Source organism: Pseudomonas sp. NPDC086112, assembly GCF_044746425.1.
Classification (GTDB): Bacteria; Pseudomonadota; Gammaproteobacteria; order Pseudomonadales; family Pseudomonadaceae; genus Aquipseudomonas.
In genome coordinates this window covers 105,145-120,479 of the sequence record NZ_JBIVCD010000006.1, presented here as the reverse complement: position 1 = coordinate 120,479, position 15,335 = coordinate 105,145, and the positions used below count along the sequence as shown (strand labels likewise).

General features: G+C 59.2%; 15 protein-coding genes. 2 read left to right on the top strand and 13 right to left on the bottom strand.

Annotation, left to right across the window (positions count from 1 at the left end):
• Positions 1-51: 51 nt before the first annotated feature.
• Genes thiO through ACIPLA_RS06845 form a run of 7 tightly spaced genes read right to left on the bottom strand, consistent with a single transcriptional unit; the run spans position 52 to position 6,854 of the window.
• Positions 52-1,152 carry a glycine oxidase ThiO gene (thiO, locus tag ACIPLA_RS06875; protein WP_401172587.1) on the bottom strand — a complete coding sequence of 367 codons (1,101 nt, stop codon included), beginning with the start codon at positions 1,150-1,152 and terminating at the stop codon, positions 52-54.
• A 56-nt stretch (positions 1,153-1,208) separates the two neighbouring features.
• Positions 1,209-1,610, bottom strand: coding sequence for a type IV pilin protein (locus ACIPLA_RS06870; protein ID WP_063342486.1), 402 nt, complete (start codon positions 1,608-1,610; stop codon positions 1,209-1,211).
• 14 nt (positions 1,611-1,624) lie between these two features.
• Positions 1,625-4,747, bottom strand: coding sequence for a pilus assembly protein (locus tag ACIPLA_RS06865; protein WP_401172584.1), 3,123 nt, complete (start codon positions 4,745-4,747; stop codon positions 1,625-1,627).
• Positions 4,734-5,213: a PilX N-terminal domain-containing pilus assembly protein gene (locus ACIPLA_RS06860; protein ID WP_218398797.1), complete on the bottom strand. Its 480-nt coding sequence runs from the start codon at positions 5,211-5,213 to the stop codon at positions 4,734-4,736. The genes ACIPLA_RS06865 and ACIPLA_RS06860 overlap by 14 nt, the downstream gene beginning before the upstream one ends.
• A gap of 11 nt (positions 5,214-5,224) precedes the next feature.
• A complete protein-coding gene (locus ACIPLA_RS06855) occupies positions 5,225-5,938 on the bottom strand; it encodes a PilW family protein (protein WP_401172580.1) in 714 nt (237 codons plus the stop codon).
• Positions 5,935-6,384, bottom strand: coding sequence for a type IV pilus modification protein PilV (gene pilV / locus ACIPLA_RS06850; RefSeq protein WP_008068413.1), 450 nt, complete (start codon positions 6,382-6,384; stop codon positions 5,935-5,937). Before pilV ends, ACIPLA_RS06855 begins: the two co-directional genes overlap by 4 nt.
• Positions 6,381-6,854 (bottom strand): GspH/FimT family pseudopilin, encoded by a 474-nt coding sequence (locus tag ACIPLA_RS06845; RefSeq protein WP_218398799.1) that lies wholly within the window; start codon positions 6,852-6,854, stop codon positions 6,381-6,383. The genes pilV and ACIPLA_RS06845 overlap by 4 nt, the downstream gene beginning before the upstream one ends.
• A gap of 131 nt (positions 6,855-6,985) precedes the next feature.
• On the opposite strand from ACIPLA_RS06845, the gene ACIPLA_RS06840 reads away from it, so the two are divergent.
• The gene (locus tag ACIPLA_RS06840; RefSeq protein ID WP_401172576.1) at positions 6,986-7,534 is read left to right on the top strand and encodes a GspH/FimT family pseudopilin; all 549 of its coding nucleotides are present in this window, start codon (positions 6,986-6,988) and stop codon (positions 7,532-7,534) included.
• On the opposite strand, the gene ispH is transcribed toward ACIPLA_RS06840, so the two are convergent.
• The 6 genes from ispH to murJ all read right to left on the bottom strand — a co-directional run bounded on the left by ispH (position 7,511) and on the right by murJ (position 15,051).
• Complete coding sequence (ispH, locus tag ACIPLA_RS06835; protein ID WP_401172574.1) at positions 7,511-8,458, bottom strand: 4-hydroxy-3-methylbut-2-enyl diphosphate reductase; 948 nt, start codon at positions 8,456-8,458, stop codon at positions 7,511-7,513. The genes ACIPLA_RS06840 and ispH overlap by 24 nt on opposite strands.
• Before the next feature lie 192 nt (positions 8,459-8,650).
• Positions 8,651-9,088: an FKBP-type peptidyl-prolyl cis-trans isomerase gene (gene fkpB / locus ACIPLA_RS06830; protein ID WP_177318839.1), complete on the bottom strand. Its 438-nt coding sequence runs from the start codon at positions 9,086-9,088 to the stop codon at positions 8,651-8,653.
• Positions 9,089-9,095: 7 nt separating this feature from the next.
• The gene (lspA, locus tag ACIPLA_RS06825) at positions 9,096-9,608 is read right to left on the bottom strand and encodes a signal peptidase II (protein ID WP_007901890.1); all 513 of its coding nucleotides are present in this window, start codon (positions 9,606-9,608) and stop codon (positions 9,096-9,098) included.
• Entirely contained in the window at positions 9,601-12,432 is a 2,832-nt protein-coding gene (gene ileS, locus ACIPLA_RS06820) for an isoleucine--tRNA ligase (protein WP_401172570.1), read from the bottom strand. The genes lspA and ileS overlap by 8 nt, the downstream gene beginning before the upstream one ends.
• Positions 12,433-13,383: a bifunctional riboflavin kinase/FAD synthetase gene (gene ribF, locus ACIPLA_RS06815; RefSeq protein ID WP_218398802.1), complete on the bottom strand. Its 951-nt coding sequence runs from the start codon at positions 13,381-13,383 to the stop codon at positions 12,433-12,435.
• A 129-nt stretch (positions 13,384-13,512) separates the two neighbouring features.
• Positions 13,513-15,051 (bottom strand): murein biosynthesis integral membrane protein MurJ, encoded by a 1,539-nt coding sequence (gene murJ, locus ACIPLA_RS06810; RefSeq protein ID WP_218398803.1) that lies wholly within the window; start codon positions 15,049-15,051, stop codon positions 13,513-13,515.
• An 11-nt stretch (positions 15,052-15,062) separates the two neighbouring features.
• Here murJ and ACIPLA_RS06805 point away from each other — a divergent pair.
• On the top strand, positions 15,063-15,335 hold a 273-nt coding region (locus tag ACIPLA_RS06805), incomplete at its 3' end, for a hypothetical protein (protein ID WP_401172566.1).

The window sequence follows — 15,335 nt, the reverse complement described above, 5'->3', positions numbered from 1 at the left end:
GAGCGAGGCTTGCCCGCGAAGGCGATCTGACCGACAACAAAAATCATGCGGTCAAATACGCCCGGCCGGTGCATACGGCGCAGGATCGATAATCGGTGCCCGCCCCAGCATCACATCCGCAAACAACTGACACGACGCTGGCGCCAGCACCAACCCGTTTCGGTAGTGCCCGCAGTTGAGCCAGAGCCCGTCAAACCCCGGCACCCGGCCAATATAGGGAATCCCTTCCGGCGACCCCGGCCGCAACCCAGCCCAATGCCCCACCACCTCGGCATCCGCCAGCGCCGGAATCAACTCCACCGCCGAAGCCTTCAGGCTTTCCAGCGCGGTATCGGTCGGCGTTTTATCGAAGCCTTCATGCTCCAGTGTACTGCCGATCAGAATGTGCCCGTCACGCCGAGGAATGGCATAACGACCCTTGGCCAGAACCATGCTTGGAAGGAAGTCCGCCGCGCACTTGTAGAGAATCATCTGGCCTTTGACCGGCTCGACCGGCAGCTCCAGGCCCAGGCTTTTCAGCAAGTCACCGCTCCAGGCCCCTGCGGTCAAAACCACCTGATCACCCTCAATGGCCCCCATCGAAGTCTGTACCCCGACCACCGCAGCGCCCTCACGGATAAACCCGCTGACCTCGCACTGCTCATGAATCGTCACGTTCGGCAGCGCCAGCAAGGCGGCCTTGAGGGATTTCACCAACCGTGGATTGCGCACATTGGCCACATCGGCCATGTAGATCGCTCGTGAAAAACCAGCGCCCAATACCGGCACCGCATCGTGTGCCGCAGAGATATCCACAGCCCGCAGCGGGCGGTTTTCCCGTTTGGCCCAGGCGAGCGCTTCGGCTTCGTCATCCAGGTCCAGCCAGTACAACCCGGTGGTGTGCACTTCAGGATCGACACCCGTGCCGGCGAACAGACGTTTCGCCAGTTGTGGATAAAAATCCTGGGACCAATGAGCCAGCGCAGTGACCGCCGGGCTGTAGCGCCACGGATAGAGTGGCGAAACAATCCCGCCACCGGCCCAGGACGACTCCTGACCGACATTCGAGCGGTCCAGCAATACGACGCTCTGTACTTCGGACGCGAGATTGAACGCCGTCAGCAGGCCAATCACGCCGCCGCCGACAATCACCACTTGCTGTTGCCTGCTCATGTTCTGATCCAACCGTTCAATAGACAGAAGGCGCAAAGGGCGCCTGAAAAGTAAACTCAGCGACCCCAGCAATCCTTGGTGGTCAGGCCGGACGTTGCATTGACCATGCCCCGAACGCCAGTATTGGTCAGCGTGAAATTACCGCACTTGTCGCTCGCCATGCTCGAACCGGCCTTGCGTGTTGCCGTCAGCAGGAAGGTTTGATCGGTCAGGGTCGGGGTGATGGTATAGAAATCATTGCCCGCGCTCAGACCGGTGGCATTGGTATAGACATTATTCTTCGAATAGAAGCGCTCCAGGATCTGTGCCTGCTCGGAAAGCAGACCAGCCACTTCAGTACGACGGCCCTTTTTTACATACTCGGTGAGGCTCGGATAGCCAATGGTGATGACGATCCCGATGATCGCAATCACGATCATGATTTCGATCAGGGTAAAACCTCGATTGGATCTGCGCATGCCTCAACTCTCACTTACTGTATTTGTCGCCACATGATGCGACGGCCGCTGCCGCCACCGGATTTTTCCACCAGAGTGGTCACGCCACCGCCGGAGTCGTTCACAATCTTGCGGGATGCGTCATTGACGACCGCATTCAGGGTCGGGATCCCACCGGTGAAGACCACCCCGCTGGAAATCGTGTCAGTGCTGTCGACCACCCCGTCAGCATTGGTGTCGAGCACCGCATAGTTGAGCATCTTACCGCTGAACGCATCGAGTTCGACCAGTTTGCCGGAGCCGAAGCCGGCACAGGGGTCAACGGTATCCATACTGGCCGTGGTAAAAACGATTCGCCCTGCCACGAGACTGGCCTGATTGATCACCCGCTCCCCGGTCAGTACGTTGTTGTAGACCAGCGGCAAGTACCAGCCTTTCTTTGCCGGGTAGGTCACCTCATTCTGGCTGGTGGTGATGAATTGCCCGCTGCTGCCAGAGAACACGCCGGTCACCGCCTGCGCCTGCAAGCTGGAAGTGGTGATTTGCCCCGCGCCACCCTCCGCATCCCATACCGCGTAGAACGCCTGTAAATCCTTGTTGGTCTTGTCGGCGCTCTCATTGAGTTTGCCGGTGCCGAAAAACACTTGCTTGCCGCCCGATGCATGATCGGCGAGCAGCGGTTGTACCGTGATCGGCTGAGTCGCGCCGCCCGCCGTGGTGAACAACGGCTTGCCGGAAAACGCCACACCCCAGGTGTCGGTGGTGGCGCCACTCAAATCGAACTTCCACAACCGCCCTTTCAGGTCACCACCATAGGCAGCCTGCACCACATTCTGCGAGTTGACCCTGAGCTTCACCGACGACAGACCGTTAGTGGTTTCTGTGCTGTCGACCACGATTTTCTTGATCAGCGAGCCGTTGCGGATATCCACCACATAAAGTGCTGCCACCCCGGAGTTGCTGCCATAACCGTTGGAGATAAACGCGGCCCAGCGACCATCGGCCAAGCGTGCCACTTCGGGGCGCGCATAGGCATAACCCAGATCATTGAAAACGTTCGCCGTACTGGCCGTGGTCGGCGCACTGATTTCCCACAACGCGTTAGTCACATTACCGGCCGAGGCGTCGAACAGCTGCAGCGCATAGAAGGTTTTGCCGCCCGCCCCTGTTCCACCAATCGCCAGGGTTTTCCAGGCGCTGTCGAGTTGGGCATCGAACACGCCGACCTGACCGTCGACCAGATATTTGTGGCTCACACCATTGATGTAAGTGGGGTCAGAGATATAGCGCAATGATGGCAGCACACTGGAGGGCATATAGCCGTAGCGTCTGACACCATTGGTCGAGTTGATGACGTTTACAAAACCGTCGTTGGCGTTCACCACCAGGTTGGCATTCATGTTGGCGGCTTTAGTGGCGAGGTAGGTGCTGTAGGTAGTATCCCCTACCAGATCGGACGCGGTTTTGTCCGTGGGCGCGGCCAACACGAGAGGCGAATTGATGATATCGCCGAGCAATACACTGCGCGCTCTCAACCCGGTTTTGTTGGTGCCCTTGCTCCACTCCACCAAATCGCTGCCTGTAATACCGACGGGCAGGCTCTGGTTGAGGGAAGTCTGTTGGACCGTAGAGAAATTGTTATAGGCCAGGGTAACGACGGCGTTGGTCAGGGTATTCCAGGACTGGTAGGTCGGCGCGGTCGCGCCGGGCACGATGGTGGTGTCGGTCGTCCACAGCACCGCGGCCGTGTTCACCGCGCCCGCCGAGGTGAAGCCAAAAGACTTGATGGTGCCGCGCCAGTCCTTGGGGTCGTAGGTGGTCTGGTAGTAGGCTGAGTTGCTGGTCAGGGTCGTGCCGCTGGTCACGCCGCTACCACCTGATCCGGCCTTGGAGGTGATGTCGCTCAAAGCCGAAGAAAGTGCACTGTTCAGTCCCGTGCCATCAGTCGCCTGGTAGTATCGTCCCTGTCCGTAGGTCGCAGCGTCCGCCAACATCTGGTTTGTCGCGGTGAAACCCACGGTGTAGGTATTCATGTTCTGCTGACGAAAATCCAGGGCATCCCAGCTTTTGCCTGTGGCATCGGTTCCCGTGGAGCGCATGTCGATGTCGAAGGCGAACTTGGCGATGTCATCCAGGAACAGGGTATCGCCCTCATTGTCGCCGAAGCGGTTGGCGCCATCGTTACTGCTGATACCGTCCCAGTTCGGTAACTTGCTGGTACCCAGCGGATCGTCAGTCGGAAAGGTATGGTCGAAGGTCGGCAAACCACTAGTGATTACCACGCCGTAATTTCTCTGGCAGCGATACTGAATCGGACTGGTGTAGGTGGTAGGCGTCGAGTTGTTGTATGGCGCCATGCCACGGAAATAGCGGGTGATCTCGTAATAGGCTTCAGCCAGCGGCGTATCCGCCTGTGCGCTCAACTCGTCGATTCCGGCGATCAGATCGTTGTAGTTGGCATCGGCCTGAGCCTGGGTCACGGTGCCGCTGACAGCCGACAAATCACTGACCGAACGAACGATATAACCGCCGTCATTCTTATGGTTGCCGACCGCCAGGTTGAACGTCGACAGACCGATGCGCAGCGAGCGGTTGCTGGTCACTAACGTCTTGGAGACGTTGCGCGCTACATTCATCCGGTAGTCATTGGGAATCGAGCCATCGGTAAAATCCCGGTCGGAGTTGTTGGCAAGGCTAATCAGATACGACAAGTATTTCGCCGAATAGAGAGTGTTTTCGCTCCCCACCGGATCGGGAAGCTTGAGGCAAAGCGAATCCAGACCGAGAAGGCTGTTTTTATAAAAGCCGTACCATCCCTCCTTCAAACATGTTCCATGATTCAAACTCGACAGGGCAATATTGTTATCGGTCATGTCAAGCTCGCGGCCTTTCAAGCACGAACCATTCGAAAGGCAAATAGCCACTGGGGTGCGTGCGATTGTCGGGTCGAAACCTGGCGCCCAGATAATGCTGTTCATGCTTCTCGAATCATCAAGTAACAGCATCACATTGGGCGCCACGGCAGCGGCGTTCAGGAGCGGCGAATCCGAGGGCGTGAAGGCGTAAGTCGGCGCTGCCAGATAAAGGCTCGACGCCGCGCCGCAGAACAACTGCAACAACCAGCGGCACCAGCCTGTGCGGGTCTCAGTACTTCGCATAGATACTCTCCACCACACTGCGCGAATTGCCCGCGATGCCCACAGCGGTCACCCGGTACAGCGTTGCCGACGTGTTGCTCGGTACGTTCACGGCCGTCAGAGTGGTGCCGATGTTCTGCACCCCGTAAAAGCCGCTGCCAGAGGCGATCCAGGTCACCCCCGAGGTGGAGTTGAACCCGGCGGCGGTAATGACCGATGCTTCGGCCGGTGGCGCGCATTGGCTGGTACCGCTGCAAACCGGCAATGAATAGGTGTTGAGTTGCACCGCGCTTTCGCCGACGCGCAATGCCGCTTCTGCGCCCTGGAACGACTGGTTGCGCAGGATCACGCTGCTGGCCATTTTTTCCTGCAACGTGGCGCTCTGCATTGATGAAAGCCCGATCAACGTCAGCACCAGGAGAAACACCAGGCTGACCAGCAGCGCCATGCCGCGCTGGGCGTGAGGGGTCATGGGAGCAATACTCATCGGCTCTCCCCTCATGGCAACCGGTTGCGCAAGGCGGCAACCACGTTGAAGGTTTGATCGCGTACCCGACTGTTCGGGTCGGTCAGCGTCAGCGTCAGTCGCACACTGCGGATTCGTGCCGGATCGGATGGGTTGCTGCTGTAGCTGGAGGCGGCCGTATCCGTGGCGGAGCTCGCGAGGCCGAAGCTCACCTTGAAGGCACTGACATTGTTCACCAGCACCTGCTGGGTCGGCGTGTCGACACCAGAGCCCATCAGCAATTGGTTATTGCTGAAGCTGTAAATCAACCGCCGGATCGGAAACGCCAATTGCCCGGATGTGGTCGTTCGTAGGCCGGAGTAGGCCGTTGCAGTGTTACGACAGTCCGAAACCACCGTCCAGGTCGGCGTCCCGCCACTGCCGCCGACATCGGCAGTGACAAGCGTTAATTTGAGGTTGGCATTGTCCCAACTGATCGGCGTGATCTGACTGGCATTGAAACTCCCTGCCGAAGTGGCATCGATAATCGTCCCCAGGCAACCGAACATGCCGACCATGCGGATTTCCTGAATCATCTTGCTCAGGACAAACCGTGCATCTTCCTGCATGCCGGCGGCAGTGTTCTGGCTGACATAGGTATTTTTAGCGGCGATGAAGATCTGCGCCACGCCAAGAACCACGACCAGACTCAACGCCAGGGCGATCAGTAACTCGATCAGGCCGAAACCTTTGCTGGCTCTAATCATGGTGTCGTCGCCGGATCAACGGTGGCGCGACTGGTGAGGACGAAACTGCGGCGCGAGTCGGCGGTATTGGCGGCCCGTGAGTCATCCCAGGTAATGGTGATGGTGTATACCCGTTGGTTTCGGGTAATGCTGCCGGTCGCCGTGGCGCCGCCGAAATTGACGATGTTGCTGGTGAAATCGTAAAGATCCTGATCCCGGGCCACGCTCAGGTTGCCCGAGGTCGGTGGCGTGACGGTGTAATCGGCGCCGGAGTTGGCGCGAATGCGGTCCATCATGTCGTAGGCGATAAAACTCGCCTGGCTGGTCATCCGCGAGCTGTCGGTGTACTTCAGCGCATTGAGCTGAATCGCCGCCGCGCCCAATAACCCTACGGCCAGAACCAACAACGCGACCAGTACCTCAATCAGCGTCATGCCCTCCTGTGCGCGCTTGCTCCAACCCCTCATCCGCAACTTCCACCCAATAGAATTCGTCCGTTCAAACACACATTCAGCGTCCTGCTCTGTGTCCCCAGTACATAACTGATCACGACGGCCGTGGACGGCGCCGACAAACCACCCAGATTGTTGAAATCAATAGCGGTCACTCCTGAGGTTAGCGTCAGAGTGGCGCCACTGCTCATCGCTGGAACAACCCGCAATACATTGGCCGGATTACCGGTACCGTCATAAACGGTCAGCTCGCCGGTCCAGACACTGCCGCCGGCTGTCGGGCGAACCCGGGTGGTAATGCCCCGGTCGATCGCCTCAAGCCGGGCGAAATTAAGCGCGCGTTGCAGATCGCCGATCTCGGTGTCGGCCTTGGTGCTTTGCACCGAGCGGGTAAACGCCGGAACAGCCAGGCTGATCAGGATCAGAAACACGGCGAGCGTGATCAGCAGCTCGATCAGCGTGAAACCTTTTGTACGATGATCCATCGGTGCCCTCCGTTGCCGTCGGCTATACCTGCTTCTACACGCTAGAACATTCGACCGGCAGATGTACGGTTGTTTTGCCATTACTCGCGCAGGGATCGCGCGGGCCGCAGCACTCCAGGGAGGGAGATAACATGTATCAGCAAGGTTTCAGCCTGATCGAACTGCTCATGGGACTGACAATTGTCGGGATTGTTCTGCAACTGGTCAGCCCGGCGTTTGCCGCACTGACAGAATCGAACCATCGAGAACAGGCGGCGCAGTCGATTATCAGTGGTATGCGTAATGCCAGAACCGCGGCTATCACACACAATCAGAGTGTGGTGATACACGGAATCAACGGCGACTGGGGCCAGGGTTGGCGGATCATTCTGGATGTCAGCGGTAAAGGCCCGGAGGACAGCAGCAATCCGCTGCTGGTCGAGCAACAGAGCGACGCTCGAGTGCCCATTGTCGGTAATCGGCCGGTGAAGAATTTCGTACAGTTCAGCAGCCTGGGCGAACCGCAGTTGCCCAGCGGGGCCTTTCAAGCGGGGACGGTACATATTTGCGCCAGCCGCAAACCGGTCAGCCTGCACCAGGTGGTGCTGTCCCGGACCGGACGCGTCAGCCTGCGCAGCGATAAGACTGAACAGGCGCTGTGCGCGGGAGGAGAAGATTCAGAGCAGGGAGCGGACGCGTAGCTCTTTAGGCATCGAGAACGTGATGTTTTCTTCACGCCCGGCCAACTCATCGGCCCCGGTGGCACCCCAAGCCTGCAACTGCTGGATCACGCCACGCACCAATACTTCCGGAGCGGAGGCACCAGCGGTGATGCCAATACGCTCGACACCGTCGAACCAGCTCTTTTGCAGGTCTTCGGCGCCATCGATCAGATAGGCCGGGGTGGCCATGCGTTCAGCCAGTTCACGCAGGCGATTGGAGTTGGAGCTGTTCGGGCTGCCGACCACCAGCACCACGTCGCATTCGTCTGCCAGTTGCTTGACGGCGTCCTGACGGTTTTGCGTGGCGTAGCAGATATCGTCCTTGCGCGGGCCGCCGATGGCCGGGAACCGAGTACGCAGGGCGTCGATCACACGACTGGTATCGTCCATGGACAGGGTGGTCTGGGTGACGAAGGCCAGTTTTTCAGGGTTGTTTACCTGCAGCTCGGCGACATCTTTTTCGTCCTCGACCAGATAGATCGCGCCACCATTGCTGCCATCGTACTGGCCCATGGTGCCTTCGACTTCCGGGTGACCGGCGTGGCCGATGAGGACGCATTCACGGCCGTCGCGGCTGTAACGCGCGACTTCGATGTGTACCTTGGTCACCAGCGGGCAGGTAGCGTCGAACACCTTCAGGCCACGGCCTGCGGCTTCGGTACGCACGGCCTGGGAAACGCCATGGGCGCTGAAGATCACGATCACGTCATCCGGCACCTGATCCAGCTCTTCAACGAAGATCGCCCCACGGGCGCGCAGGTCTTCGACGACGAATTTGTTGTGGACCACTTCGTGGCGCACGTAGATCGGCGGCCCGAAGACTTCCAGGGCGCGGTTGACGATTTCGATCGCCCGGTCCACACCGGCGCAGAAGCCACGGGGGTTGGCGAGTTTGATTTGCATGCTGTGCCTCGTGTCTTGCGCGCAAGAAATAGTAATGCCACCTGTCATTCGAACACCGGGCTCGAAAACAGTGAAAATCTTAATGTGGGAGCGGGCTTGCTTGCGAAAGCGGTGTGTCAGTCGACATTGATGTTACATGTGATGACGCTTTCGCGAGCAAGCCCGCTCCCACATTGGACCGAGTTCAGTCAGTTACAGCGCTTTGACGTTGATGATCTCGACGTCAAAGGTCAAGGTTTTACCGGCCAGCGGGTGGTTGAAGTCGATGGTCACTTGCGCGTCATCGAACTCTTTCACCACGCCCGGCAATTCAGTATTGGCCGCATCGTTGAAGATCACCAGCAAGCCAGGCGACAGCTCCATATCCTTGAACTGCGAGCGCGGGATGATCTGTACGTTTTGCGGGTTCGGCTGACCAAAGGCGTTTTCCGGCTCGATGGTCAGGGTGCGTTTGTCGCCGGCCTTGAAACCGAACAGCGCGGCTTCGAAACCTGGCAACAGGCTGCCGTCGCCAACCTTGAAGGTCGCCGGGGCTTTGTCGAAGGTACTGTCGACGGTGTCGCCGTTCTCCAGACGCAATGCAAAATGCAAGGTGACTTCCGTGTTCTGGCCAATGCGTTGCTCAGCCAATACCTGTTCAGTCATGAACGGTTTCTCCGGTCTTTTTACTTTTGAACATATCCAGTGCAAGCATCACGGCACCGACAGAAATTGCGCTGTCAGCAAAGTTGAACGCCGGGAAATACCAGCGGTTCTGCCAATGCACCAGAATGAAATCGATCACATGGCCCAAGGCAATGCGGTCATATAAATTGCCCAGCGCGCCACCCAGAACCAGCGCCAGCGCAACCGCCAGCCAGGTTTCGTTGCGCCCCAGGCGCTTGAGCCAGACCACCAGCACCGCACTGACCACCACCGCGATCAGGGCGAACAGCCAGCGCTGCCAACCCGAGCTGTCAGCCAGGAAACTGAACGCCGCGCCAGTGTTGTAGGCCAGGGTCCAGCTGAAGTAATCGGGGATCACCACGATTTGCTGGTACATGCTCAGCGAGCCTTCGAAGTAGAACTTGCTGGCCTGGTCGATGACCAGGACCAGCAAACTCAACCAGAGCCAGCTCAGCCGTCCGAAACGGCCAACGGCATTAGGCATAGTGACGAACCTCGCCCGCGCCGCTGATGTTGTCGACACAACGACCGCAGATTTCCGGATGCTCCGGGTTCACGCCGACGTCTTCACGGCAGTGCCAGCAACGGGCGCACTTGGCATGGCTCGATTTGACCACTTTGAGCTTCAGGCCGCCGACTTCGGTGACCACCGCGTCTGCCGGAGCCTGCACGAACGGTGCAACGGTGGCGGTCGAGGTGATCAGTACGAAGCGCAGTTCGTTGCTCAGCTTGGCCAGATCGGCGCTCAGCGCGTCTTCGGCGAACAGCGTCACTTCGGCTTGCAGGTTGCCACCGACGGCCTTCGCCGCGCGCTGGATTTCCATTTCCTTGTTGACCGCCACCTTCACCGCCATGATCCGCTCCCAGTAGGCGCGGTCCAGCTCGAAACCTTCCGGCAATTCGGTCAGGCCTTCGTACCAGGTGTTGAGCATCACAGACTCGTTACGCTCGCCCGGCAGGTACTGCCACAGCTCGTCAGCGGTGAACGCCAGGATCGGCGCGATCCAGCGCACCAGCGCTTCGCTGATGTGGTACAGCGCGGTTTGCGCCGAACGACGGGCCTTGCTGTTGGCGCCAGTGGTGTACTGACGGTCCTTGATGATGTCGAGGTAGAAACCGCCCAGCTCCTGCACGCAGAAGTTGTGGATCTTGGAGTAGACGTTCCAGAAGCGGTATTCACCGTAGTGCTCTTGCAGCTCGCGTTGCAGCAGCAGGGTGCGATCCACGGCCCAACGGTCCAGCGCCAGCATTTCTTCGGCCGGCAGGATGTCGGTGGCCGGGTTGAAACCGGTCAGGTTGGAAAGCAGGAAGCGCGCGGTGTTACGGATGCGCCGATAGGCGTCCGCACTGCGTTGCAGGATCTGCTCGGAAACCGCCATTTCACCCGAATAGTCGGTAGAAGCGACCCACAGACGCATGATGTCGGCGCCCAGGGTGTCGTTGACCTTCTGCGGCGCGATCACGTTGCCCAAAGACTTGGACATTTTGCGGCCGGACTCGTCGACGGTGAAACCGTGGGTCAGCAGCTCGCGGTACGGCGCGTGGTCATCGATGGCGCAACCGGTCAGCAACGACGAGTGGAACCAGCCGCGGTGTTGGTCCGAACCTTCCAGGTACAGGTCGGCGCGTGGACCGGTCTCGTGGCCCATTGAGTGCGAGCCGCGCAGGACGTGCCAGTGCGTGGTGCCCGAGTCGAACCAGACGTCCAGGGTGTCGCTGATCTTGTCGTACAGCGGAGCTTCTTCACCGAGCAACTCGGCGGCGTCCATCTTGAACCAGGCTTCGATGCCTTCGACTTCGACGCGCTGGGCGACAATTTCCATCAGTTCGACAGTGCGTGGGTGCAGCTCGCCGCTTTCCTTGTTCAGGAAGAACGGGATCGGCACGCCCCAGTTGCGCTGACGGGAGATGCACCAGTCAGGACGGTTGGCGATCATCGAGTGCAGGCGCGCCTGGCCCCAGGCCGGAACGAATTTTGTCTCTTCGATGGCTTTGATCGCCCGCTTGCGCAGGGTTTCGCCGGTTGCAGGCTCTTTGTCCATGCCGATGAACCACTGCGCGGTGGCGCGGTAGATCAGCGGGGTCTTGTGACGCCAGCAGTGCATGTAGCTGTGTTCGATGGTGGTGGTATGCAGCAACGCGCCGACTTCGGTCAGTTTGTCGACGATGGCCGGGTTGGCCTTCCAGATGAACTGGCCGCCGAAGAACTCCAGCGATGTCGCATACACGCCGTTGCTTTGCACCGGATTGAGGATGTCGTCGTTGACCATGCCATAGGCTTTGCAGGTCACGAAGTCGTCTACGCCATAGGCTGGCGAGGAGTGAACCACACCGGTACCCGCGCCCAGTTCGACGTATTCGGCCAGGTAAACCGGCGACAGACGATCGTAGAACGGGTGACGGAAGTTGATCAGTTCCAGTGCTTTACCGGTGGTGGTCGCAATGACCGGACCTTCCAGGCTGTAGCGGGCCAGGCACGACTCGACCAGCTCTTCAGCCAGCACCAGCAGTTTGTCGCCGACGTCGACCAGTGCGTAGTTGAATTCCGGGTGAACGTTCAACGCCTGGTTAGCCGGGATGGTCCACGGGGTGGTGGTCCAGATCACGATCGAGGCGGGTTTGCCCAACGACGGCAGACCGAACGCGGCAGCCAGTTTGGCTTCGTCGGCGATCGGGAAGGCCACGTCGATGGTTGCGGATTTTTTGTTCTCGTACTCGACTTCCGCTTCAGCCAGGGCCGAACCGCAGTCAAAGCACCAGTTCACAGGCTTCAGGCCCTTGAACACGAAGCCACCCTTGACGATTTCCGCCAGGGCGCGGATTTCACCGGCCTCGTTTTTGAAGTCCATGGTCTTGTACGGGTTGGCGAAGTCGCCCAACACGCCCAGACGGATGAATTCGGACTTCTGGCCTTCGATCTGCTCGGTGGCGTAGGCACGGCACAGTTCGCGAGTCTTGTCCGCGCCCAGGTTCTTGCCGTGGGTCACTTCGACTTTGTGTTCGATCGGCAGACCGTGGCAGTCCCAGCCCGGCACATAAGGCGCGTCGAAACCCGACAGGGTTTTCGAGCGGATGATCATGTCCTTGAGAATCTTGTTCAGCGCATGACCGATATGAATCGTGCCGTTGGCGTACGGAGGACCGTCGTGAAGTACGAACTTCGGACGATCCTTGCCAATCTCGCGCAACTTACCGTACAGGCCAATGCTGTCCCAGCGCTGCAGAATCTGCGGTTCGCGCTGAGGCAGGCCGGCCTTCATTGGGAAGGCGGTGTCCGGAAGGTTTAGCGTGGCTTTATAGTCGGTCATTTAAGGCTCTTCATTAGCGATTGGCGCTAGGTGCGACAGGGCACGGGCGGCGGCGACATCCGCATTGATCGCCGTCTTAAGCGCCTCCAGAGAGGCGAAACGCTGCTCTTCACGCAGCTTGTGGTGGAAAACCACCGTCAAACGCCGGTCATACAGATCGCCGGCAAAATCTAAAAGGTGTACTTCGAGGTGGGCTTTGCCATCCCCTTCGACCGTTGGCCGCACGCCGATGTTGGCGACGCCCGGCCAGGTCTTGCCGTCGATGTCGACGCTGACCAGGTAAACCCCGCTCAACGGCACACGACGACGCTTGAGCTGCACGTTGGCCGTGGGCGTACCCAATTGGCGCGCCAGCTTCTGGCCATGCAGGACCCGCCCGGCAATCCGGTACGGACGACCGAGCAGCCGCTCGGCCAAGGCAAAATCGGCAGCGGCCAGGGCGTTACGCACCTGAGTGCTGCTGACACGAATGCCGTCCAGCACAACGGTCTGCGCCGCTTCGACGGTAAACCCCTGAAGGACGCCAGCCTGTTGCAGGAAATCGAAATCCCCTAGCCGGTCGCAGCCGAAACGGAAATCGTCGCCGACTTCCAGATGCTGCACGCCGAGGCCGTCCACCAGAATAGTATCGACGAATTCGCTGGCGCTGAGTTTGCTCAGGCGCTGATTGAACGCCAGGCACAGCACCCGGTCGACGCCCTCTTCGGCCAGCAGTTGCAGTTTGTCCCGCAAGCGGGCCAGACGCGCCGGGGCGGTGTCCGGGGCGAAGAATTCTCGCGGCTGCGGCTCAAAAATCACCACGCAGCTGGGCACGCCCAACTCGAGCGCACGCTCACGCAGCCGGGCCAGGATAGCCTGGTGACCACGGTGAACACCGTCAAAGTTGCCAATAGTGGCGACACAGCCCCGATGCTGGGGGCGCAGGTTGTGGAGGCCTCGAACCAGCTGCATAACGCGCTTCTTGCTCATAAAGTGGTCGATTATAACCACACCCGGCGGCCGACGACAGGCAACACCGTAACCCAAAGTGATCGAGCCGACAAAACCGTCGGCCCGCCCGTGTTTATCGAGACAAAAGCCTCAGCTCAGCGCTTTGCGATTGAAGTCGCGCAAACGGAAGCCCATCAACAGCAACATGCCGAAATAGACCACCACGCCGGCGATCACCAATGCGCCCAGTCGCAGCAAACGCTCCAGCATATGCCCTTCCGCCCAAGCCGGCATGAAGTGCATTGCGCCCAGCAATACCGCGGACATCACCGCCACCGCCACCAGCAGTTTGAGACCGAACTTCGCCCAGCCCGGTTGCGGCTGATACATCTGCTGCTTGCGCAGCTGATAGAACAACAGCCCGGCATTGATGCAGGCGCCCGCGCTGATGGCCAGGGCCAGACCGGCATGAGCCAGCGGACCGATCAGCACCAGGTTGAACAGCTGAGTGACGACCAGGGTGAAAATCGCGATTTTTACCGGAGTGCGGATGTTTTGTTGCGCATAAAAGCCTGGCGCCAGCACTTTGATCACGATAATCCCCAGCAAGCCGACGGAATAGGCAATCAACGCGCGCTGGGTCATGACCGCATCGAATGCGCTGAATTGGCCGTACTGGAACAACGAAACCGTAAGCGGCTCAGCCAGAATCCCCAGCGCCAGGGCGCACGGCAATACCAGCATGAAGCACAGGCGCAGCCCCCAATCGAGGATCCGCGAGTATTCGTGGCGATCCTGGCTGGCATAGGTCCTGGCCAGCGTTGGCAGCAGAATCGTGCCCAGTGCCACACCCAGCACACCGGATGGCAATTCCATCAGGCGATCGGCGTAATACATCCAGGAAACGGAACCGGCCACCAGAAACGAAGCAAATATGGTGTTGATGATCAGCGAAATCTGACTCACCGAAACGCCGATGATCGCTGGCAGCATCTGCTTCATGACCCGCCAGACACCGCTATCGCGCAGACTCAGGCGCGGCAGCACCAACATGCCGATCTTCTTCAGGTGCGGCAGTTGAAACAGCAATTGAGCCAGACCACCTACCAGAACGGCCCAGCCCAGTGCCATGACTGGCGGATCGAAATACGGCGTCAGGAACACCGCAAAGATGATCATGCTGACATTGAGCAGGGTCGGCACGAAGGCTGGCACCGAGAAGCGGTTCCAGGTATTGAGGATCGCGCCGGCCAATGAAGACAGGGAGATCAGTAATATATAAGGAAAAGTGACCCGCAGCAGATCGGTGGTCAGGTCGAATTTTTCCGGGGTCGTGACGAAACCCGGTGCCGTGGCCCAGATGACCCAGGGCGCAGCGAGCATGCCCAGCGCGGTGACCAGCGCCAGCACCAGCGTCAGCAGGCCCGAGACGTAGGCAATGAAGGTTCGCGTCGCCTCCTCGCCCTTCTGGCTTTTATATTCGGCGAGAATCGGCACGAAAGCCTGGGAAAATGCTCCCTCGGCGAAGATCCGCCGCAGCAGATTGGGCAGTTTGAAGGCGATAAAGAAGGCGTCGGTCGCCATTCCCGCACCAAATGCGCGAGCGATGAGGGTGTCGCGAACGAACCCCAACACCCGGGAAACCATCGTGATAGAGCTGACAGCGGCCAACGATTTGAGCAGATTCATTGAAAGAGTTTATGCCTGTCGATAAACAGCAGGCGAACAACGCGCCCACTTATGCGATACTCCGCGCCGCAACAGCACAGAGCCAAAGCTCGCGAGTTTACAGGTCGCACGCCGGAAAGAAATATCCCGGCGCTCTATACCTGCCACTTAGCGGATCGTCTCAACCGCCCTTGACAAGACATCAACTCATCGGCATGATTCGCGGCCTATTTTGTTTGCTATTTCCTAAAAAGTCTTTCGAGGAGCTCGACGGTGGCCAACACACCTTCCGCCAAAAAACGTGC

Bases quoted from the DNA above. Each gene is read 5' to 3' on its own strand.
- ileS (WP_401172570.1), bottom strand. From the start codon at position 12,432: ATGACCGACTATAAAGCCACGCTAAACCTTCCGGACACCGCCTTCCCA.
- pilV (WP_008068413.1), bottom strand. From the start codon at position 6,384: ATGAGGGGTTGGAGCAAGCGCGCACAGGAGGGCATGACGCTGATTGAG.
- lspA (WP_007901890.1), bottom strand. From the start codon at position 9,608: ATGCCTAATGCCGTTGGCCGTTTCGGACGGCTGAGCTGGCTCTGGTTG.
- ACIPLA_RS06865 (WP_401172584.1), bottom strand. From the start codon at position 4,747: ATGCGAAGTACTGAGACCCGCACAGGCTGGTGCCGCTGGTTGTTGCAG.
- ispH (WP_401172574.1), bottom strand. From the start codon at position 8,458: ATGCAAATCAAACTCGCCAACCCCCGTGGCTTCTGCGCCGGTGTGGAC.
- ACIPLA_RS06870 (WP_063342486.1), bottom strand. From the start codon at position 1,610: ATGCGCAGATCCAATCGAGGTTTTACCCTGATCGAAATCATGATCGTG.
- ACIPLA_RS06840 (WP_401172576.1), top strand. From the start codon at position 6,986: ATGTATCAGCAAGGTTTCAGCCTGATCGAACTGCTCATGGGACTGACA.
- ACIPLA_RS06845 (WP_218398799.1), bottom strand. From the start codon at position 6,854: ATGGATCATCGTACAAAAGGTTTCACGCTGATCGAGCTGCTGATCACG.
- ribF (WP_218398802.1), bottom strand. From the start codon at position 13,383: ATGCAGCTGGTTCGAGGCCTCCACAACCTGCGCCCCCAGCATCGGGGC.
- thiO (WP_401172587.1), bottom strand. From the start codon at position 1,152: ATGAGCAGGCAACAGCAAGTGGTGATTGTCGGCGGCGGCGTGATTGGC.
- ACIPLA_RS06860 (WP_218398797.1), bottom strand. From the start codon at position 5,213: ATGAGTATTGCTCCCATGACCCCTCACGCCCAGCGCGGCATGGCGCTG.
- murJ (WP_218398803.1), bottom strand. From the start codon at position 15,051: ATGAATCTGCTCAAATCGTTGGCCGCTGTCAGCTCTATCACGATGGTT.
- ACIPLA_RS06855 (WP_401172580.1), bottom strand. From the start codon at position 5,938: ATGATTAGAGCCAGCAAAGGTTTCGGCCTGATCGAGTTACTGATCGCC.